14 protein-coding genes are annotated in these 21,476 nt (G+C 62.2%); 7 read left to right on the top strand and 7 right to left on the bottom strand.

From position 1 onward, the window contains the following. The first annotated feature begins 18 nt into the window (after positions 1-18). On the top strand, positions 19-2,391 hold the full coding sequence (locus tag OP10G_RS12940; RefSeq protein ID WP_025225461.1) for a secretin N-terminal domain-containing protein: 2,373 nt from the start codon (positions 19-21) through the stop codon (positions 2,389-2,391). A gap of 136 nt (positions 2,392-2,527) precedes the next feature. Here OP10G_RS12940 and OP10G_RS12945 read toward each other — a convergent pair whose 3' ends face one another. Then, on the bottom strand, positions 2,528-3,862 hold the full coding sequence (locus OP10G_RS12945) for a M20/M25/M40 family metallo-hydrolase (RefSeq protein WP_025225460.1): 1,335 nt from the start codon (positions 3,860-3,862) through the stop codon (positions 2,528-2,530). Between the two features lie 50 nt (positions 3,863-3,912). Here OP10G_RS12945 and OP10G_RS12950 point away from each other — a divergent pair, with 50 nt between their 5' ends. Then, positions 3,913-5,721: an ABC transporter ATP-binding protein gene (locus tag OP10G_RS12950; protein ID WP_025225459.1), complete on the top strand. Its 1,809-nt coding sequence runs from the start codon at positions 3,913-3,915 to the stop codon at positions 5,719-5,721. Positions 5,722-5,854: 133 nt separating this feature from the next. On the opposite strand, the gene OP10G_RS12955 is transcribed toward OP10G_RS12950, so the two are convergent. From OP10G_RS12955 to OP10G_RS12975, 6 genes are all read right to left on the bottom strand, one after another. Further along, positions 5,855-7,621, bottom strand: a complete 1,767-nt coding sequence (locus tag OP10G_RS12955; RefSeq protein ID WP_025225458.1) for an alpha-L-fucosidase — start codon at positions 7,619-7,621, stop codon at positions 5,855-5,857. A gap of 267 nt (positions 7,622-7,888) precedes the next feature. Continuing rightward, a complete protein-coding gene (locus tag OP10G_RS27740; protein WP_338031845.1) occupies positions 7,889-8,056 on the bottom strand; it encodes a hypothetical protein in 168 nt (55 codons plus the stop codon). Beyond that, the gene (locus tag OP10G_RS27745) at positions 8,026-8,235 is read right to left on the bottom strand and encodes a hypothetical protein (protein WP_025225457.1); all 210 of its coding nucleotides are present in this window, start codon (positions 8,233-8,235) and stop codon (positions 8,026-8,028) included. The genes OP10G_RS27740 and OP10G_RS27745 overlap by 31 nt, the downstream gene beginning before the upstream one ends. Further along, positions 8,211-8,483 carry a hypothetical protein gene (locus OP10G_RS26875; protein WP_025225456.1) on the bottom strand — a complete coding sequence of 91 codons (273 nt, stop codon included), beginning with the start codon at positions 8,481-8,483 and terminating at the stop codon, positions 8,211-8,213. The genes OP10G_RS27745 and OP10G_RS26875 overlap by 25 nt, the downstream gene beginning before the upstream one ends. An 87-nt stretch (positions 8,484-8,570) precedes the next feature. After that, the gene (locus tag OP10G_RS12970; protein WP_025225455.1) at positions 8,571-9,368 is read right to left on the bottom strand and encodes a glucose 1-dehydrogenase; all 798 of its coding nucleotides are present in this window, start codon (positions 9,366-9,368) and stop codon (positions 8,571-8,573) included. After that, positions 9,359-10,354, bottom strand: coding sequence for a galactitol-1-phosphate 5-dehydrogenase (locus OP10G_RS12975; protein ID WP_025225454.1), 996 nt, complete (start codon positions 10,352-10,354; stop codon positions 9,359-9,361). Before OP10G_RS12975 ends, OP10G_RS12970 begins: the two co-directional genes overlap by 10 nt. Before the next feature lie 728 nt (positions 10,355-11,082). On the opposite strand from OP10G_RS12975, the gene OP10G_RS12980 reads away from it, so the two are divergent. The 5 genes from OP10G_RS12980 (at position 11,083) to OP10G_RS13000 (ending at position 21,332) form a co-directional block, all read left to right on the top strand. Continuing rightward, the gene (locus tag OP10G_RS12980) at positions 11,083-16,953 is read left to right on the top strand and encodes a beta strand repeat-containing protein (RefSeq protein ID WP_025225453.1); all 5,871 of its coding nucleotides are present in this window, start codon (positions 11,083-11,085) and stop codon (positions 16,951-16,953) included. Between the two features lie 235 nt (positions 16,954-17,188). Next, positions 17,189-18,001 carry a prepilin-type N-terminal cleavage/methylation domain-containing protein gene (locus OP10G_RS24630; RefSeq protein ID WP_084179789.1) on the top strand — a complete coding sequence of 271 codons (813 nt, stop codon included), beginning with the start codon at positions 17,189-17,191 and terminating at the stop codon, positions 17,999-18,001. 223 nt (positions 18,002-18,224) lie between these two features. Further along, on the top strand, positions 18,225-19,142 hold the full coding sequence (locus OP10G_RS12990) for a carbohydrate ABC transporter permease (protein WP_025225451.1): 918 nt from the start codon (positions 18,225-18,227) through the stop codon (positions 19,140-19,142). Next, positions 19,132-20,487 (top strand): extracellular solute-binding protein, encoded by a 1,356-nt coding sequence (locus tag OP10G_RS12995; RefSeq protein ID WP_025225450.1) that lies wholly within the window; start codon positions 19,132-19,134, stop codon positions 20,485-20,487. Before OP10G_RS12990 ends, OP10G_RS12995 begins: the two co-directional genes overlap by 11 nt. Beyond that, positions 20,484-21,332 carry a carbohydrate ABC transporter permease gene (locus OP10G_RS13000; protein WP_025225449.1) on the top strand — a complete coding sequence of 283 codons (849 nt, stop codon included), beginning with the start codon at positions 20,484-20,486 and terminating at the stop codon, positions 21,330-21,332. Before OP10G_RS12995 ends, OP10G_RS13000 begins: the two co-directional genes overlap by 4 nt. Positions 21,333-21,476: the final 144 nt, after the last annotated feature.

Below are 21,476 nucleotides of genomic sequence, written 5' to 3' on the forward strand. Positions count from 1 at the left end.
CCACCAGGACGTACTTCCATGAAGCATAAGCTCGCATTTACTATCCCCGCTTCGTTTCTCTCGCTCCTGGCGGTAGCGACCCCAGCGCTCCAGGGTGGCGGTCAGGAGGCGCCGGTTAAGGTCGTGTCGACCACGGGCGGTGGCCAAGGTACGGTTGCGACGACCGGCACGGCCGGCGGCCCCGGCACGGTGGCCACCACGGGAACCGCGCCCGGACAGGGCACGGTGACCACCATCGGCGGCGACAAGAAAGGCCCCGGTTCGGGAAGCGCCAAAGCTGCCCAGGCTACGAAGGGAGCGGCTCCCACGACCCCTCCCAAACCGCCAAAGCCGGCTTGGCAAGAGTTCAAACTCAACCCCAAGACGACGATCTTCCTCGACTTCACGGAGTCGAGCCCGGACATGATCATTTCGATCCTTTCGCGAACGGCGGGGATCACGATCTTGAAGGACCCCTCGTTCAAGAGCCCGATGACGGTCACGAGCGCCAAGGCGGTTGGCCTCGACGAAGCGTTCGAGATCTTCAACACGATGCTGGGGATGAACGGCTACGAGCTGAGAAAGCAGGGAAACCTGATGATCGTCAGCAAGAAGCAACAAGCCCCTCCTCCCATGATGCAGGCCCCTCCCCCTCCGCCCCCACCCGAGGAAAAGCCGGTCATCAAGGTTTACAAGCTGAACTACGCCAGCGCTCAGCAGATCAGCCGGGTGGTGAACGAAGTCTTCTCGCAGCAGCAGCTTGAGCAGATTATCCAGGGACTACAGAACGGCGGCGGCTTTAACGGCGGTCCTCAGTTCGGCGGACGCCAAGGTGGACCGCAGCAGCCGAAGGCAGTCCGTGCTTCGTCGGAAGATTACAGCAACTCCGTCGTCGTCACCGCAATGCCGAAGTTCCAGACCGACGTCGAAGCGCTGATCAGGGAGCTCGACAAACCGAGCGAAACTCCGCTCGACTCCCAGATCTTCAAGCTGAAGTACATCGACGTCGACGAGGCGGTGGATGCCGTCAACTCCGTCCTCACCGCCAACAAGCCGACCGGTAAGGGTGCGGGCAAATCCTCGAGCAACGATCAGAGCTCGTTCTACGGATTTTACGGATACAACCCGTTCGGCTCCAGCCGCTCCCAGGGTGGCGAGACCGCGGTTGCGGTGAAGCAGACGAACTCGATCATCGTCTCGGCAACCAAGGCAAACCTGGACATCGTGCGAAAGCTGATCGCCGATATGGACAAAGAGGCGTCGTTTATCGGAACGACCTTCGTGGTTCATCTCGAGAATGCCAAGGCGGCGGATGTGGCGACGTTGCTGAACCAGGCGTTTACCAAGCGGCGAGATCAGAGCCAGGACGACAACCCATTCTTCTTCTTCTATTCCGATTCGTTCGGGGGGAACAACAAGAAGAAGGACGTGGCGAAGGATGTGGACGAACACGGCGAGGTGGTCAACGTTCGGGACCTCACCGGCAAGGTCAACGTCATCGCCGACCCAAACACGAACAGCGTCATCGTGGTCACCATGCCAAGCAACATGAGGATCATCAAGCATGTGGTCGAGCAGCTCGACCACATCGCCGAGCAGGTGATGATCGAAACCGTGATCGTGGAGGCGAACCTGGACAAGACCACCAAGCTCGGAGTCGAGTACAAGTTCCTGCAGAACAAGGTGTTGAACTGGAATGCCAGCGCGACGGGTGGCCAGAATTTCGGAGGTGTCCAAGGCACTGTCGCGGCGCCTGCCCAGGGCTTCTCTTACACCTTGAACGGCAACGACTACAACATCTTCCTCAACGCGTTGCAGACGGACACCCGGTTCAAGGTCCTCTCGACTCCGAGGATCTTCACCTCAAATAACGTCAAGGCGTCGATCGACGTGAGCCAGCAGGTTCCATATATCACGAGCCAGCAAGCCGCGAACGTTGGTGGGTTGATCACGCAGTACGACTTCAAGTCGGTCGGTGTGATCCTCACGGTAACGCCGCGAATCACTGCGGCGGGCGAAGTCTCCATGGAAGTCACGCAGTCGGCGGACGATCTTCAGGGATTCACCACGTTTAACGCCCCGATCATCAACCACCGGCAGGCGTCGACCACGGCGTCGGTAAAGGACGGCGAGACGATCGTGCTCGGAGGCATCATCCGTGCGACAACCAATCTCACGGAGAACAAGGTGCCGATTTTGGGCGATATTCCCCTCCTCGGAAATCTCTTCCGGAGTACAAACCGGAGCCGCGGGCAGACCGAGTTGCTCGTGCTACTAACCCCCCGAATCGTCCGAAATCCGGATGAGGCGAGACGTCTGCGCGAGGAAGAAACCAAACGCCTATCGAAGGGCTCCCAAGACGCCATCCAAAAACAACTCAACCCTCCCCCACCCGATAAGTGGTCCCCGTAGCGTCGGCGCCTTCGCCGATGATTCCGGAGGACCGCTGGTCTCCAGACCGGCTCTTTCCGGACTCCCTCACCCCCAACCCCCTCTCCCTCCTCGGGCACATGCATCCCGAGGAGGGAGAGGGGGCTCCGGATGCTGCTTAGATTCCGTTTTCGGAAATCAGCCAGGCGAGGAGGGCCATGTTTAGGGAGCCTAGCTGTAGCTCGCGAGGGTTTACTTTGTCGATCGTGTCTTTGTCCGAGTGGTGGTAGTCGAAGTATCGCTGGCTCTCGACTTCCAATCCGAATAGGGCGGTCTTCAACTCGGCGAGACCCTCGACGTCGGCGCCGCTTTCGCCGCCGGGGGTGAAGTGGTCGACCTCCAGCGTTTGGAACGCTGGAAGCCAGCGGTTGAGGCGGGCAGCCCGGCGGCCGGTGAGGGAGGTGCCGAAGGCGCGGGGGGCGAAGCCGCCCGAGTCGGACTCCATCGCCGCGAGCTGGCGTTCCGGCGCTTTCTTGGCATAGGCGAGGTAAGCGGCGGAGCCGGTGCCGGAGATCTCCTCGTTCATCCACAAGACCACTCGGATCGTGCGCTTCGGCTTCCATCCGAGGTCGTGGATGACTCGGAGCGCGTCGAGAGCTTGAACCACCCCCGCGCCGTCGTCGTGAGCTCCGCGCCCCTTGTCCCAGCTATCCAGATGGCCGCCCATAACGATCACCTCGTTCGGTCGCTCCGTACCGACGATCTCGCCGACGACGTCGGCGGACTGGACGTCGGGCAAGGTTTCGCAATCGAGGGTCAGCCGGACTTCGGTTTCGGGCGCTCCTTTGAGGATATGGCTCAACCGGTCGGCCGATTGAAGCCCGAGGGCGACGCACGGCACCTTTGCGCCGGAGCCGAAGCCGGTGGTGCCGGTATGAGAAACGTCGTCGTTGTCCCCCGTCATCGAGCGCACGAGCGCGGCGGCGGCTCCCAGCTTCGCCGCCACCGATGGTCCCTGGAATCGCTGATCCCCGACGGTTCCGTAGGCGTTGAAAGTGCTCACCAAGGAGGAATCGAACGGACGGTTAAAGAAGATGATCTTTCCTTTCGCCCGGGCGCCGAGGGCTTCGGCCTCCTTCAGCGAATGGACCTCGATCACCGGCGCGGCGATCCCTCCGGCGGGAGTTCCAAGGCTGTTGCCGAGCGCGCAGCAGGAAAGCGGGATGCCGCCCACTTCCAGCTTCTCAACTTTTCCCCGGACCCAGTGCGGAACCATGCAGGGGATGCGGCGAACGTTCTGAAACCCGAGCTTCTTCATCGTCGCCTCGCCCCAATCCACCGCCCTGGCGGCGTTTTCCGAGCCGGCGATTCGGGGCCCGATCCCGCCGCTCAGCTCCTCCAGAAGCCGGTAGGCGCCGAGCTCGCCGAGTCCCTTGGCTTTGAGGGTGTTCACCGTGTCCGTGAGAGACGGCGCGCCGCCGAAGAGGGAGATGGCGAAGGCAATCGAAAGCATTCCACCAATTTACAGCTTTGCCGCGAGGGCGGACACCGTAAACTCCGCTAATGGCATTCATGGGTGGGTGGGGCGGCGGGCCGCCAAAGAAACTGGATCGGGCGACGGCGCGACGCGTCTTCGGACTCTTCGGTCCCTATCGCCCCCAGATCGGGTGGACGATCATCCTCGTCCTGCTGTCGGCGGGGATCGGTCTGGCAACCCCGTTCTTCCTCAAAATCATCATCAACGACGGCTTGCTGAAGCGGAGCATGCCGGTGGTGGCCGAGTACACGCTGCTCACCTTGGCCGCCACCCTCGTCTCGACTGCGTTGAGCATCGGATTCGGATACCTGAGCGTTCTCGTTGGGCAGCGGATCATGCGCGACCTCCGGCTTGCGCTGTACGCGCACCTGCAAGGAATGTCGCTGCGCTTCTTCACCGGCACCCGAACTGGAGAGATTCAATCCCGGCTGGCGAACGATGTGGGCGGTATCCAATCGGTGGTCAGCGACACCATGGCGAACGTTCTCTCGAACGTTACGATGGTGATCTCGACGCTAATCGCGATGTGGATCTTCGATTGGCGGCTGACGATCGTCGCCGTGGGCATCCTTCCCATCTTCGCCTTCCTCACCACCAAGGTGGGCGGCGCGATGCGTACGCTGCGAGGCAACGTTCAGGCGCAGCTCGCCGGGATGAACTCGACGATGCAGGAGACGCTCAGCGTTTCCGGCGCGATGCTGATGAAAACGACGGGGCGCCAGGCGCTGGCCCGAGAGAAGTTTGCCAAAGAGAACGCCTCGCTCACCGAAAGCAACGTGAAGATGGCGACCTACATGCGCGTCTTTTTCACGCTGACGGGCCTCGCCTTTTCGATTACGCCGGCGCTGGTGTACTGGTTGGCCGGCTATCTGATCATCGATCAAGGGGACCGGTCGCTCTCCCTGGGCGCGATCGTCGCGTTCACCTCGCTCCAACCCCGGCTTTTCTTTCCGCTAACCCAGCTCCTGAACGTTCAGGTCGAGGTCACCAGCGCCTTCGCGCTATTCGACCGGATCTTCGAGTACTTGGACATGCCGCAGGACATCACCGATGCTCCGGACGCCGTGGAGCTGACGCCGGAGCAAGTCAAGGGCCGTGTGGTCTTCGAGAACGTGTCGTTCCGTTACGACGCCAGTCAAGAAGAGCCGACTTTGAAGGGAATCGATCTGGTGACCGAGCCGGGGCAACTGGTCGCCTTGGTAGGCCCCTCGGGAGCCGGAAAGACGACCCTGACCTACCTGATCCCGCGGCTTTACGATGTCGAGAACGGAAGGGTAACGATCGACGGAATCGACATCCGGAAGATTAAGCTGGAATCGCTGGGACGTTTGGTAGGCGTGGTGACTCAAGAGACGTACCTGGTTCACGACACAATCCGCGAAAACCTGCGCTACGGCAACCCGGACGCGACCCAGGAGCAACTGGAGGAAGCGGCGAAAATGGCGGCGATCCACCAGCACATCGTTTCGTTACCGGAGGGTTACGACACCGTGGTGGGTGAGCGGGGATACAAGCTCTCCGGAGGCGAAAAGCAGCGAATCGCCATCGCCCGGGCGATCCTGAAAGACCCGCGAATCCTCATCCTCGACGAGGCGACCTCGGCCCTCGACTCGCAATCGGAGCGCCTGGTCCAAGCCGCGCTGGCGCGGCTTATGGAGGGTCGAACCACGTTCGCCATCGCCCACCGCTTATCCACCATCCAGTCCGCCGACCAGATTCTGGTCGTAAAAGGGGGCCAGATTGTCGAGCGAGGCACCCACGTAAGCCTCCTCCAACAAGAGGCGGAGTACGCCAGCCTCTATCAAACCCAATTGGCCTCGCAGGAGCCGGTATGACCCGTAGCGTCGGCGCCCCGCCGACGATCCCCTATCAGTTTGAATTAGGCCGATACCAGAGCGGAGATTGCCCGGCCGTGGCCGGACCCTCCCGACGACGCGTCGGGAGGGATCAGATCGACGGTATCCCAACTCAGCGAGTTGGAACTAGCTTAATGGAACGGAGATTCATAAGCGCGAGGCCAGGGAAGTCCACGGGGCGGAGCTTGAGTTCAGACTTACCGGCGGGGAGGTTGATGGTCCCCGCGTTCACCTTGATGAAAGTGTCCCAGCTCCCGGTCAGGGGAACCTTGCCGGTGACGGCTTGGCCGCCCACCGAAACCTCGAAGATTCCTCCCTCGGAACCCGGGGCGCAGGCGAGATCCACTTCGACCGAGTAAGCGCCGGCTCTTGGCACTTGTACGTTCCAAGTAAGGTAGTCCGTGTGGTTCGTCCAATAACCGATCGCCTTATGGGCCGGCTCGTACTGGGCGGTCTCTCCGTGAATCGTGACGTGGCTAGCGTCGAGGACGAACTGTCCGCTGCTGTCGGGCGAAGCCGTCCACGCCGGCATGTCGACGACCGGCGGGCCGTCGATCTGGGCGACGACGACGGTGGCGAGAGGGTCGGTCAACGGAGTCGGTAGGTGGATGACCGGGCCGTTCGGACCGTTCACAACCGAGACGGCCTGACGCCGGTTCGTCAGAAGGTAGGCCCCTTTCACGTGGTTCTTCAATCCCGTGAGCTCGATATCTCCCTTAGCCCCCGCGTCGAAGACGTGAAGGTAGAGCTTGCCGGGACGTTGCGTGATCCGGCCCCAGGGGAGCTGGCGGGGGAACGGACTGGCCGTCGTGCCGTAGAGCGCTTCACCGTTCGCCTTCGTCCATTTGCCCACCTCGGCGAGCCGCTCGATGCTGGGGTCCGGGATCTCGCCTAACGACGTCGGGCCGACGTTGAGAAGGTAGTTGCCTCCCTTACTAGCAATGTCGATCAGGTTCCGAACAAGGGTCTCCGTCGATTTCCAGTTGTGGTCGGCCGCATGAAATCCCCAGGTGTCGTTCATCGTCATGCAGGTCTCCCAAGGGTAGGGAAGTCCGTTCGCTGGGATTGTCTGCTCGGGAGTTCCGTAGTCGCCGACGGAGCGAGTAAACGGAGTCTTGCTTGGACCGAGGTTGCCGGAATCGACCCGGTCGTTAACGATGACGTTCGGCTGCAGAGACCGGATGTAGCGGTACAGGTCGATCCCCTCGTCGTGGTTCCAAGTGCTCTCCCACTGGCCGTCGAACCAGATGATGCCGATCGGGCCGTAGTTGGTCAGCAACTCCTTGAGTTGCGCCTTCATGTACTGCACGTAGCGCGGGAAACTAGTAGGGTCGACCGGTCTTGTATCCCAGGCTCGTCGGGGAAGGTAATCCGGATGGTGCCAGTCCATGATGGAGTGGTAGAAGCAGAGCTTGAGCCCCTCCTTCTTGCAGGCGGCGGCGAGCTCTTTAAGCGGATCCCGATGGAAGCGGGTATGCCCGATGTTCCAGTCTCCCTGCGCCGACGGCCACATTCCGAAGCCTTCGTGGTGCTTGGAGGTGATGGCGATGTACTTCATCCCCGCCCCCTTGGCGATCTTCACCCACTTCATCGCATCGAAGTTGACCGGGTTGAACTGGTCGCGGAACGGCTCGTACTCCTCGGGCTTGATCTTCGCCTCATGCATGATCCATTCCCCCGCCCCGGGGATCATTCGCCCTTTCCAATAACCGGCGGGAACGCTGTAGAGCCCCCAGTGGATAAACATCCCGAACCGGGCCTCCTCGAACCACTTCATCCGCGCGGCTTTCTGAGCCGCCGTTTCCTTGAGCGGATCCGATTGAGGCGCGGCATGGGAAGCCGCGGAAGCGATGAGCAGGGCGAGGGGAAGTAGTGACATAACAGAAAGACCTTCCCTGAGCTTAGCGCAGTCGGTTAAGGTGACGTGGCGCGGGCGGCTCGCCTGAGGTGTGTTTCTCCATTATTATTGCGGTGCCGCCATAAACGGTTGCCGGCTTGGGCGCAAAACCCCGGCTTGGCGGCCTCTACACCGCCTCCTTCGCGCCGTATTGGGCGGCAACGAAGGCCGTGGCCCGGCGCTCAGACCGTCGAGAAGATACGCGAGCTACTCCACCGCGAACTCGGAATGGTTGTTGCCACTGGGCGCTCATCCGAACTGCGCTTTCAATCGGCCCCGAATGTCCATACGGGTGTGATAGACCCGCAGCACGGTGATGAGCTGCTCCGCCTCGTCGATGTCGTAAATAACGTAATGGCCGTGCCCTTTCTTGCTCTTGCGCAGGGTTACGAACCGAAACTCGGGGAGCCCTTCCAACTCTGCCCCTCGGCGTAGCTGGTGGCAAGGCGGTTGATCCCCGTCCTGAGGAAGTGTAGGTAGCCGTCGGCATGGTCGACGTCCTTGTAAAGCTCGACGTTGTCGGCCCAAATTCCGATCAGATCGTCTTCGGCGTCGCGCGAGAGGGTGACGGTTATCGTGGGTTTGCTTGAAGCCATGCTGCCCTTTTCGCGGCAAGGCTCTCTTCCACCTGCGCCATGGTTCTGCCGTTCCCCGCCTCGACGTCGGCCTTCGCTTTCCGCAAGGCGGCGACGAGCTCCGGCGTGACCTTCGGGCCGCTGGGTTCATCCTCGAGTCGCAGCTCAACGGCCTCGGAAACGAACCGGTCAAGGCTAACGCCGATTTCCACCGCGACGCGCTGCGCCTGGCTGTAGAGCTGATCGGAGATGGTGACTTCAAGCCTCATGGTTAACCTTTCGAAGTCTCAACCCATTCTATCGGTTGCCCTTTCCTTTATCTCCATCAAAACCGCCTTTTCGGAGCCTTGCCAAAGTCAGATTCGGTCTCTCTTAGGCAACGCACGCACCGCCCCCGTCGTGATGCCGCCATCGACGAGCAAGGTCTGCCCGGTGATGTACGCGCTGGCTTCGGAGGCGAGAAAGACAATCGCGCCGCGCAGGTCGCTCGGCTGGCCGGGACGCTTGAGCGGGATCCGGTCGCTCAGATATTCGACCCACTCGGCATCTTCGTACATCACCGCGTTTTGGGCGGTCTTGAACCACCCCGGCGCGAGGCAGTTGACGGTGATTCCGTGCACACCCCAGTCGTCGGCCAGACTCATCGTAAGCTGCTTCACCCCGCCCCGGCTCGCGCCGTACGGTCCGAGCCCCGCGTAGCCGTTGACGCTCGTGACGGAACCGATGTTGATGATGCGGCCGTACTTCTCCTCGATCATCAGCCGGCCAATCGCCTGGGAAACGAAGAAGGTGCCCCGGAGGTTGGTGTCGAGGATGAGATTCCAATCATCCCAGGTTACGTCGAGGGCCGGCTTCCGCACATTGCACCCTGCGTTGTTCACCAGGATGTCGATCTTGCCCGCTCTCTGAAAGGCGGCCTCCGCCATTCGTTCGATCGACTTCTGATCCCTTACATCGCATGCCCACGGCATGCAGCGACGCCCGAGCGCCTCGATTTCCGCCTGGAACGGCTTTAGCGATTCGATGTTGCGGCTCGTGATGATGAGGTCCGCACCGGCCTCGGCGAGCGCGCGAGCGAACACCTGCCCGAGGCCGCGGCTGCAACCGGTAACGACGGCGACCCGACCGGTGAGATCGAATTCTTTCAGGGACATACCATCACCTTCATCAGTCCCGGCTCTTGCCGGTGAAGCCGGTCGAAATACTCGGGCGCTTGGTCTAGAGATATCCGGGCGGAGATCATCGAATCGACCTTTACCGCGCCCGATGCGATAAGGCTAAGGCTCTCCTCATAGTCGCCTTGCGAGGCACAGCATCCATAGATCGAGAGTTCGCGCGTCACCGCAACCTGCAACGGAATCTCCACCTTTGGCGACAAATTGCCGACGAGCGAGACGTTTCCGCCCTTACGCACGCTCCGAATCGCCATATCGACCGTCGCCGTTATCCCCACGGCTTCAATCGCGGCGTCGAGCTCCATCCCGATCGAAGAGCCTTGGGCGGAGTCGGCCCCCAGAGCGATCGCAAGCTCCAGTTTTCGAGCGTCGATATCGACGGCGACGATCTCGCCGGCTCCCTTTGCCTTTAGGACCTGGACAACCAAGAGGCCGATCATGCCGACGCCAACCACGACTACTCGTTCGCCCACCTGCACTCGCGCCCGGTGGACTCCGTGGAGGGCGACCGACACCGGTTCAACCATCGCCGCCTGTTCGTAGCCAAGGCCGTTGGGCAGGCGGCAAAGGACTCGGGAGGGGACCGCCACGAACTCCGCGAACGCCCCTTGCCGCCGGTACTCCGCGCATGAAACCCCCAGCACCTGGCGGTTATCGCAGAGATTGACCTCGCCCCGAAGACAGTAGGGGCAGTGCCCGCAGTAGATTGTGGAATCGAACGTCACCCGGTCCCCGATTTGCCACCCGGCGACGTCGGCGCCGACCTTAACGATGTCGCCCGACGCCTCATGCCCCATCACGATCGGCGGGATTCTTCGGCCGGTGCTGCCATCCATGCCATGCACGTCGCTGCCACAAATCCCGCACGCGCGCACTCGAATGAGAACTTCGTCGGGGGCTGGCTCCGGTACCGGCAGGTCGACCAACTGGAACCGGCCGTATTCAACTAGCTCTAGGGCCCTCACGCCTCGAATCATAGCCGCTAGATCCCCCTCGCCTCGCTTGGCTGGCGAACGTTTTCAAAAACATGTGACCAACAAAGGTGACGCCTTTCAAGAAGACCGCTTTCAGGTTGATTACACGGTAATCCCCGGGGCCTGAAAAGGGCTCGTGGACATAGCATATTTACCGGTCCAGTTTCAACGGTGGGTATTTAGACCCACTGGGCCGGTTAGCTCTTGATGCGGGAACTGGCGCAATTACGGCCACTCTTTCGTTAAGCGAGACGAGAGCGACTTTCTTGACTTCGCTTTGCATTGCGGGCCGTCCCACTGGGTCCTTAGGCTCACGCGGGATAGAGATCGTTTTGGAACGTTCCGCGAACGCCTCTCCGAACCTGAAAAACGGTTCTTGAGGGAGCAATTTTCGACTACTTTCAAGTTTTGGCTAGAAGGCGTATCCTCACTCTCCGGCGGGCCTTAGCCGCCGCAGCGAATTCACGTGAGCACCTATCGCTCATTTGTATGGCGCTTTCTTTGGATGATCCGGATGAGACAGACAAATCCTGGTCCTGGGAGCATCGATGCCACACACTGAACAAATATCCAAACCTCGGAAGATCATGAGATCTCCGATACGCCTACTTTTCTTGATACTGGCTTTGCTGGTCCCATGCTTTGGGGCCGCGCAAACGGTTAAGTCAGTCACACTCAACCCCAGTCTTGTCCTTGCCGGAGATCCTTCGACCGGCACGGTGACCCTGAATTCAGCGGCTCCGGCCGGCGGAACGGTCGTCACCCTGGCCTCGAACAACGCAACGGCAAGCACAGGTGCGTCGGTTACGGTTGCGGCGGGAGCTACCACCGCGACCTTTCCCATCACGACGACCCAGACGAGTAACGCGGACGCCGTTGCCACCATCACCGGTTCGGCAAACGCTTCCTCCGCGACGGCTAATCTGACCGTTCGAGCCGCCCACCTCAACAGCCTCACGGTTCTTCCGAGCCCGGCTTACGGTGGTTCGACGATCACCGGTACGGTTACGATCAGCACGCCGGCTTCGGCCGCTGGCTTTACCGTAGCCCTGGCCTCGGACCTCGCGCCGACCGTCACGGTCCCCGCGACGGTTACCGTTCCGGCCGGGTCCACCACCGGTACCTTCGCGATCACCGCTCAGACGGTTACGAGCAAGGTCACGGCCAACCTTTCGGCGACCGCCTTCGGCGTCACCGCGAAGTTCGCCCTTCCGATCATTCCGCCGGTCGCCCTGTCCGTCACCTACGCCTCGTCCACGGTTGTGGGCGGCGTCGGCACGGTTGGCACCGTCACTCTTACCGGCAAGGCGCCCGCGGGCGGCATGGCCGTCGCGCTTGCGTCGGATAACGCGAACGCGACCGTCCCCGGCAGCGTTACCGTTGCCGCCGGTTCAAGCTCGGCCACGTTCAACGTTACGACCAAAGCGGTTCCGACCGACCAGGTCGCCAACGTCTCGGCCACCACGGGCGCGACCACGGTCAAGGGTGCTCTCAGCATCAAGGCTCCGGTCGTCTCCTCGGTCGTTCTTAATCCGACGACCCTCCTCGGCGGAGCAAGCTCCACCGCAACGCTTACGATCGCAACTCCGGCTCCGACCGGCGGCTACACCGTCGCCCTGTCGTCCGACCAGGCCGCGGCCACCGTCCCCGCAACCGTAGTGGTTGCCGCGGGCGCGACCACCGCGACCTTCACCGTTACCACTGTCGCCGTCGGCGCTAACACGACCGCGAACATCAAGGCGACCGGAGCATCCACTTCGGCGAGCGCTCCGCTCACGATCAACGGCCCGACCGTGGTCAGCGTTGTTCTGAACCCCACGACCGTCGTTGGCGGCGTTGGTTCGGTTGGCACCGTTACGATCAGTTCGGCGGCGCCGGCTGGCGGACTTTCCGTCGCGATCTCCTCTAACAATGCGGCGGCCGGCGTGCCTGCCACCGCCACGATCGCTGCAGGCGCCACTTCCGGCACCTTCAACATCTCCACCTCGCCGGTTCAGACGAACGCGACGGCGACGATCACCGCCTCCTCCAACGGCAGCTCGGCCAACGCCCCGCTGTCGATCAGCGCCCCGACGCTCAGCTCCCTGAGCCTCGATACGGCAACCGTAGTTGGCGGCGGAACCGCCACCGCAACCGTTACCATCAGCAGCGCGGCTCCGGCCGGCGGCTTCGTGGTTTCGGCTTCTTCCGATAAGGCCGCGGCCACCGTCCCCGCGACGATGACCGTCCCTGCGGGCGCGACCACCGGTACCTTCACGGTTACCACGTCGGCCGTTGGGTCCGACACGACGGCGACGATCACGACCTCGGTCAACGGCGTCACCAAGACGGCTCCTCTCACGATCACGGCTGGAGGCCTCACCGGCGTCACCATCTCCCCGAACTCCGTCAACGGCGGAACCGGTGCGACGGCGACGGTAACCCTGGCAAGCCCGGCTCCTGCGGGCGGCGCTTCGGTATCCCTCTCGTCCAATAACGCGGCGATGCAGACTCCGGCTACCGTCACCGTGGCCGCGGGCAGCACCACCGGAACGGCGGCGCTCACGACCACTGCGGTCGGAACGAACGTGACGGCGACCCTGACCGCGACCTACAACGGCGCGACTCAGACGGCGACCCTCGCAATCGGCGCTCCGAAGGTGAGCACGGTCACCGCCAACCCGGCGACGGTCGCGGGCGGCAACAACTCAGTCGGTACGGTCACTCTCACGAGCCCGGCGCCCACCGGCGGATACGTGGTTAATCTGGCTTCGGATTCGGCAAGCGCCACCGTGGCCGCACACGCGACGGTTCCTGCCGGCGCCACCTCCGTCAACTTCCTGATCTCCACGTCGGTCGTCAGCTCGACCACGACGGCGAACATCACGGTAAGTGTGAACGGCAGCTCGGCAAGCGTTCCGATTACCCTGACGGCTCAGTCTCTTCTGAGCGTGGTGCCCACCCCGGCCAGCGTGGTCGGCGGCACTCCTTCGACAGGTAAGGTCACGATCAGCAGCCCGGCTGCTGCGGGCGGCGTTACGGTAACGCTGTCGTCCAACAACGCTGCGATCACGGTGCCGGCATCGGTCACCATCGCCGCCGGCGCTTCCAACGCGACCTTCACCATCAACACGGTGGCGGTTGCTACGAACACGACGGGCACGATCACGGCGACTTCTAACGGCGTCTCCAAGACTGCCAACGTCACCGCAACCGCCCCGACGGTCACGTCGGTCGCGCTTGCTCCTTCCACCGTTCAGGGTGGTAGCAGCTCCACGGCAACGGTCACGATCAGCAGCGCCGCTCCGGCCGCGGGCTTGGTCGTTCACCTCGCCTCCGACAACGCAGCCGCGACCGTTCCGGCTACCTTCACCATCGCCGCCGGCGCAACGACCGGGACCGCCACGGTCTCGACCGTCTCCGGCGCAAACGCGACCGCGAAGATCACGGCAACCGTAAACGCCTCCTCGGCGAATGCGAACGTGACCGTTATCCCCGCGATCGTCACGGGTCTCTCGTTCAGCCCGACCTCCCTGATCGGCGGCGGCTCCTCCACCGGAACCCTTACCCTCGCGGGTGCGGCTCCGGCCGGCGGCGCTTCGGTGGCGCTCTCCACGGCGAGCACCCACGCGATCATTCCGACGACCGTGGTCGTGCCTGCTGGCGCTTCCTCGGTTACGTTCAACGTCGGAGCCCAGGCCGTCTCGGCCGACGAGGTTGCGACCATCACCGGAACCGCGAATGGTACGACGGCATCCGGCAACGTCACGATCAAGGCGCCGACCGTCACCGGTCTCTCGCTCAACCCGACCACGGTAGCCGGCGGTAGCCCGTCGACTGCAACGGTAACCCTTAGCAGCGCTGCTCCGGCGGCCGGCTTCGTGGTGAACCTCACCTCGAGCAACACCTCGGCGGCCACCGTGCCGGCGACGGTTACGGTTGCCGCGGGTGCGACGACCGCAACGTTCACCGTCACCTCCAAGGTTGTCGGCACGAACTCGACCTCGACGATCACGGCAGCTCAGAACGGCGTATCCGCAACCGCGGTGCTTTCCGTTACCGCTTCCAGCTCGATCACGCTGACGGTTAGCCCGGGCAGCGTTACCGGCGCAACTTCGACTCAGGGAACGCTCAAGGTTCCTTCGGCCGCTCCGGCCGGTGGCTACGTGGTCACCCTCTCGTCCAATAACCCGGCCGTAGTCGTGCCGGCATCGGCCACGATCAAGCAGCTCGCGACGTCGGCTGCCTTCGCGATCACCACGCTGCCCGTTACCGCGGACACGACGGCGACCGTTACGGCAACCCTGAACGGCGCCACCAGCACCTACCCGGTGAAGGTTCTCGCGCCCGTCATCAAGACGGTCGCCGCCAGCCCCGCTTCGGTAGCGGGCGGAACTTCCTCGACCGGCACCGCGACCCTCACCGGTCCCGTTGCTTCGGGTAGCTCGGTAACCGTAACCCTCGCTTCGAACCGGGCTTCGGCCTCCATCCCGTCGACGGTCACCGTCGCCGCGGGTGCAAGCGCGGCTACGTTCACCATCACCACGACTCCGGTCGCGGCAAACGACACCGCTACGATCACGGCGACCACGGGCGCCAAGTCCGCCAGCACGACTCTGGGCATCACCGCTCCGGGCGTTGCATCGGTAACGACGAGCCCCTCGACGGTCATCGGCGGAACCGGTTCCACCGGCACCGTGACCCTCACGAGCCCGGCAGCGACGGGAGGCCAAGTGGTCACCCTGAGCTCCGATACGTCCTCGGCCACCGTACCGGCTTCGGTAACGGTTGCGGCGGGCGGAACGACGGCGACCTTCGCCATCGGAACGAGCCCGGTTACGGCTAACAAGACGGCTACCATCACCGGTACCGCCAACGCGATCGCCAAGACTGGAACCCTCGCCATCACCGCTCCGGCGGTAACGGCCGTGTCGGTAAATCCGGCGTCAGTCCTCGGCGGTTCGCCCTCGACGGGCACCGTGACGGTTAACGGACCCGCGCCCGCTGGCGGCTCCGTGGTGAACCTCACTTCCGACAGCGCTTCCGCAACGGTACCGGCGACGGTAACGGTTGCCGCGGGCGCCACCTCGGCCACGTTCACCATCACCACCACTGGTGTTGCCTCGAACACCACCGCGAACATCGGCGCCTCCGCCAACGGCGGATCGGCGACGGCTCCTCTGACGATCACGACGGCTCCTCCGGGCGCTCTGTCGCTGAGCCCGGTCACCGTCATCGGCGGAAACACTTCCACCGCGACGGTAACCCTCGCCGGACCGGCTCCTGCCGGTGGCCAGGTAGTGACCCTGTCGTCCGACAACGCAGCGGCAACCGTACCGGCTTCGGTAACGGTCGCGGCCGGCGCCACCTCGGCGACCTTCACGGTCACCACGACTCCGGTTGCATCGCAGGTCGTTGCAACGATCACCGCGGCCGCTAACGGCGGCACGGCGACCGCGACCGTCACGGTCAAGGTGCCGACGGTCACGACGGTGACGCTCAACCCGACCTCCGTCATCGGTGGAACCTCCTCGACCGCGACCCTCACCCTGAGCGGTAAGGCTCCGGCGGGCGGCCTGGTCGTCAACCTCAGCTCCGGCAACGCCGCAGCGACGGTTCCGGCAACGGTAACCGTGGCGGCGGGCGCTACGACGGCGACCTTCACGGTCACCACGACTCCGGTGGGAGCCGACGTCTCCGCGGTCATCTCCGCGTCGGCGAACAGCTCGACTGGAACGGGCGCCTTGGCGATCGCGGCTCCGGGAGTTACCGGCGTCTCGCTCAACCCGACCTCTCTGGTCGGCGGCAACCCCTCGACCGGAACGGTCACCATCAACGGTCCGGCTCCGACGGGCGGCACCGTGGTTACCCTCTCCTCCGACAAGGCTGCGGCCACGGTACCGGCAACGGTCACCGTAGCGGCAGGCGCGACGACGGCTACCTTCACGGTAACCACCGTCGCCGTCGGCTCGGCCACGACGGCCAACATCTCGGGTTCGGCAAATGGCAAGTCGGCTTCGGCTCCTCTTGCGATTAGCGCCCCGACCGTCACCGGCCTCTCGTTCAACCCGACTACGGTCATCGGTGGAACGAGCACCACGGGAACGGTAACGATCTCCAGCCCGGCTCCGGCCGGCGGATTCGTGGTCACCCTTGCGGCGGATAACGCCGCGGGAACGCCTCCGGCAACGGTTACCGTTGCAGCGGGCGCGACCACCGCAACCTTCACTCTGGCCACGACTCCGGTACAGACGGCTCAGACGGTAAACGTCACCGCCTCTGCTAACGGAACCTCGGCTCAGGCGGCGGTTTCGGTAACTGCTCCGACCGCTCTGACCCTCACGTTCGCTCCGGCGAACGTACCGGGTGGTCAGGCGACCACTGCTACGCTTACGATCAGCGGCCCGGCGCCTGCCGGTGGATATGTTGTAAACATCTCCTCCGACAACGCGCACTCGACGCCGCCTGCGACGGTTACCGTACCGGCGGGAGCGACGGTCGTAACCTTCTCGATTCCTTCGACCGCAGTGACGGTGAGAACGGTCATCCATATCACGGCCGCCGTGAATGGTTCGAGCGTTACCTCTGCCTACGCACTGACGATCGCTTAGGATCGGATCTTGCCCGGGCTGCGGTTCTCCGCAGCCCGGGTAAGGAGAAAGGACTCCGGTAGAACCGAAAGGAGAAAACCGGGGTTATCTTAAAGAAGGAAGAATTGTCGATTGAATGGTTTAGCGAAATAGCAACGAAGCCATCGAGATTAAATCAACCCGTAGCGTGCGGAAGGGCGAAGCGCTTCCCATCGCCATCGTCTCAACTCCAGCAGAAATCGTAGGATCGCCCCCCATGAGAAAAGCCTTTACACTGATTGAACTTCTAGTAGTGATTGCAATCATCGCAATCCTTGCCGCCATCTTATTCCCGGTCTTCGCTCGCGCTAAGGCCGCCGCAAAGAAAACCCAAGCTCTGAGCAACGTCAAGCAGCTTGTTACCGGTTACATCCTTTACATTCAGGATACGGATGGCGTCTATTACGAACATGCCCAGGGAATGTCGGTCGGAACGCAAGGCCCGACCTCGCTCATCTGGTCCGGTTACATCTATCCGTATACGAAGAACGTAGCCATCGCAAACGACCCGGCGGCCAGCAACCCGACGCAGTCGTTCGGCGGCTTTAATTTCACCGGTATGAACTACGTGCCGGTCGATTACAAGCAGCTTTCGCTTGGTTACAACCAGAACTTCACGTCGCAGTTCGGCTATGCCTGTTCCCAGGACTTCAGCGCGAACGCGGCGAGCTGCGCAACCTTCTACTCTGAAGGCCAGTTCACCTATCCGTCGCAGTCGCTCGTGTTCGCGAGTAGCACTCAGCGAGCGCCCAGCGCGGCCGGAAACGGATTCTGGGTAAGCCCGAAGCACGACCTCAACGCAAACGACGGAATGTCTGACCGCCACAGCGGCTTTGCCGTGGTCAGCTTCATGGATGGGCATGCCAAGGGGATCAACGCCCGATCCATGCTCGTCAGCGACCAGGTAACGGAAATCGATCCGAATACCACCGGTCAGTGCGTCAACTACAACTCGGCCAAGGTCTATTGGGATCCTTCGGCTCCGTTGCCGGACGACGCTCCGCTTTGCGAGGGTCACGGAATCCGGTAAAAGCGTTCGCATAGAGGTTTCCAGCCCGGTGAGGGCAAGGGGGCTAATGCCAACGCTGAGCCGGAAAGTGTCTGTGCGAAGCTAAAGAGTTCCTCTCAAGGAACTTCCTTAGCGAAAGAGCCGGCGACGAAAGTCGCCGGCTCTTTTCGTGTTTCGGGCCTCTCGAATTCGGAGAACTTTGCAAGATAGGCGGCGATACGCGATACTGCGTTTCCTAGTCGCGATGCAAACTTCATCCGCCGCCCATAAACCGAGTCCCGGCCTTAGGCGATGGATTCGGAAGAATAAGACTGGGTTTCTATTTATCAGCCCCTGGCTAATCGGCTTCCTCGTTTTTACGCTGGGACCGTTCCTAAGCAGCATCGCCCTCTCCTTTCACAGCTACGACCTGGCGAGTGCTCCCAAATGGGTCGGCAATCTGAACTACCAGACCCTGCTGCACGACGACCCGATGTTTTGGTCGTCACTGTGGGTAACCGTCCGCTACGCTGCGGCCTCGGTACCACTTGGAATCGTGGCAGGCGTTGCTCTGGCCCTGCTTCTCAACGCGAAGGTCAAAGGGCAAACGATCTTCCGGACGATCTTTTATTTGCCGTCGATCGTGCCGGCCGTGGCGAACGCGATCGTGTTTAGCTGGATATTAAATCCGGAAATCGGACTTCTGAACGGCATTTTGCGAGCCGTGGGGATCGAGGGGCCGGCATGGTTGAACGACACCGCCTGGGCCCCGTGGAGCCTCGTTCTGATGTCGCTCTGGTCGGTCGGCGGGAGCATGGTGATTTACCTCGCCGGGCTCCAAGATATTCCAATCCATCTCTACGAAGCCGCAACGCTGGATGGAGCCTCCGCCTTCCAGCGAATGCGCCGAATCACCATTCCGTTGCTGACCCCGGTGATCTTCTTCAATCTCGTGATGGGGATCATTGGATCGTTCCAGTACTTCACCGAAGCGTTCATCATGACCAAGGGTGGACCCGAGGGAAGCACCACGTTCTACGCCCTCTATCTGTTCAACCGGGCCTGGCAATACCTGGACATGGGCTACGCCTGCGCCATGGCTTGGATCGTGTTTATCGTCGTCATGGTGATCACGGGACTGGTGTTCCGCAGCCAGAGAAGGTGGGTGCACTTTGGAGATTAACGTTCCCAAGATTGCAAAGGCGGGGATGGCCGCCCTTTTCCTGCTGGGTGGGCTCGCATTTCTAGCTCCCGGAGACCCCTCGGAGCGGCACTATCCGCAGCGGATCCCCGTCACCTTCTGGCACACCTTCGCCGGCGAGTGGCAGCCGATCTTCGAGGGGATGGTGGACCGCTTCAACGCGTCGCAAACGAAATACGAGGTCGTCCCGGTCTCCGTCCCGGAGGATGCTTGCAGCATGAAGTTCCTCCTCTCCGCGAGCGGAGGCGACACCCCCGATCTGCTGATGACCTGGGCGCCGATCCTCGGGACCTGGTCCGACAAGCGCCTGATCCAGCCGTACGACGGGATCATGACCCCGGCCGAAAAGCGAGAATTCCTCGCCCGGACCTATCCGATCGTGAAGCGCCACTCCACCTACGCCGGGAAGATCATGGCGCTGGTCGACGGCCTCGACCTGTACGCGATGTACTACCGCCCGGATCACCTTAAAGAGATCGGCGTCGACAAGGCTCACCTTCCGAAGACGCTGGAGGAGCTCGTGGCGATGGGGGTCAAACTCGACCGGTACGACGCTCAACACCATCTGCGCCGGGTCGGCTATTTGCCCAAGACGTTTTCTAACTATGTGCCGGTCTTCGGCGGCAAATTCAACGAGGGTGGCCGGATCGTGGTCGATACGCCGGAGAACTTGCGTGCCATGGAGTTCATCGCCGAGAACACCAAACGCCTCGGTTACGACAACGCCACCCGGTTTGCCTCATCCTTAGCCGCCGATGCCGGTCCGACGATGCCGCTGATCGCCGGCAACTACTCGATGATGTTCGACGGCGAATGGCGGGTTAAACAGGTGGAGCAGTACTCGCCCGGACTGCCGTACCTCCTCGCTCCGATTCCGCCGCCGAAAGGAGGGAAGGCGAACGCTTGCATGTCGTCCCCGAACTACTTGGTCATTCCCACCGCCGCCAAGCAGCCGCAAGGGGCGTGGGAGTTCGCCAAGTTTTGCGTCGGCTTCCTGCACCCCGAAGAGGGAGGGCGAAACATGGGTGACATGGGTTGGCTTCCCGATGACCCGGTAATTGCGAAGTCGAGCTCATACCTCGCGTATCTGAAGCGATACCCCCAATACAAGGTCTTCGTGGACCTGATGACGAGCCCCAATCTGGAGATACCGCCTCAGGGGCCGATGCAGAACTTTGTCATGGACGAGCTATCGAAGGCGGAGGACGCGGTAACGAGAGGAAGCCAGACGCCGGCGGAATCGCTACGCCTGGTGCAGAAGCATCTGACGGAAGAAGAGGCCCGATTAAGGCGACTTGGACAAATCCGCGGCGGGGATCGCCCATGAACCTGTTCCAGCGAATCTCGATCTACTTCGTGCTAGTAATCCTCGCCATTCCGGCCCTGCTGCCGATGGCATGGATGACTTCGACCTCCCTCAAGAGCGATAAGCAGATTTTCGCCACCGAAGGGAAGGCGGCTCCCACCGTTTCGCTTCGAAGCCTGGTCCCGAGCCCGGTCCAGTGGAAGAACTACCCGGACGCACTCAGTAAGGTCCCGTTCCGCACCTACTTGCGAAATACCGTGATGCTCTGTGCGGTCACCGTGTTCGGAGTCGTCCTCTCCAGCGCCATCGTCGCCTATGGGTTTGCCCGTTGTACATTTGCCGGCAAGCCGCTTTTCTTTATCGCGATGATCTCCACAATGGCCGTGCCGCCCCAGGTAACGATGGTGCCCATCTTCGTGCTTTTCAAGTGGCTCGGCTGGTACGGCACCTACTTGCCACTGATTGTCCCCGCCTTCTTCGGCGGCCCGTTCTACATCTTCCTGCTCACCCAGTTCTTCCGTAAGCTTCCGGAAGACATGGCGGAGGCGGCCCGCCTCGACGGCGCCGGCGACTGGGGAATCTTCACCCGAATCGTGTTGCCCTTGGCCAAGCCGGCCCTGGCCACATGCGCCATTTTCCAATTCATCGGAACCTGGAACGACTTCCTAGGCCCCCTTCTTTACTTGAACAAGCCATCCAACTACACCGTCGCGTACGGCTTGCAGCAATTCATGTCCAAGAACGGAGGCCAGTGGAGTCTCTTGATGGCCGGGGCGACGATTTTCACCCTGCCCCTCATCATCCTCTTCTTCTTCGCTCAAAAGACCTTTATCCAAGGGATCGCCACCACGGGAGCCCGGAACTAGAAGGCTAGTGCGTTCGCCCTCGTCCGCGCCCCGGCGTACCCACGATCGCCATCGGCGTCGTCTGGTGTAGACGGGCTCCATGGCTAAAGCAATTAATGGCATTTATGCGGGGTTCGGCCCGGCCCAGGCCCGTTATGCTGGTGC

The sequence above is a fragment of the Fimbriimonas ginsengisoli Gsoil 348 genome (assembly GCF_000724625.1).
Taxonomy (GTDB): domain Bacteria; phylum Armatimonadota; class Fimbriimonadia; order Fimbriimonadales; family Fimbriimonadaceae; genus Fimbriimonas; species Fimbriimonas ginsengisoli.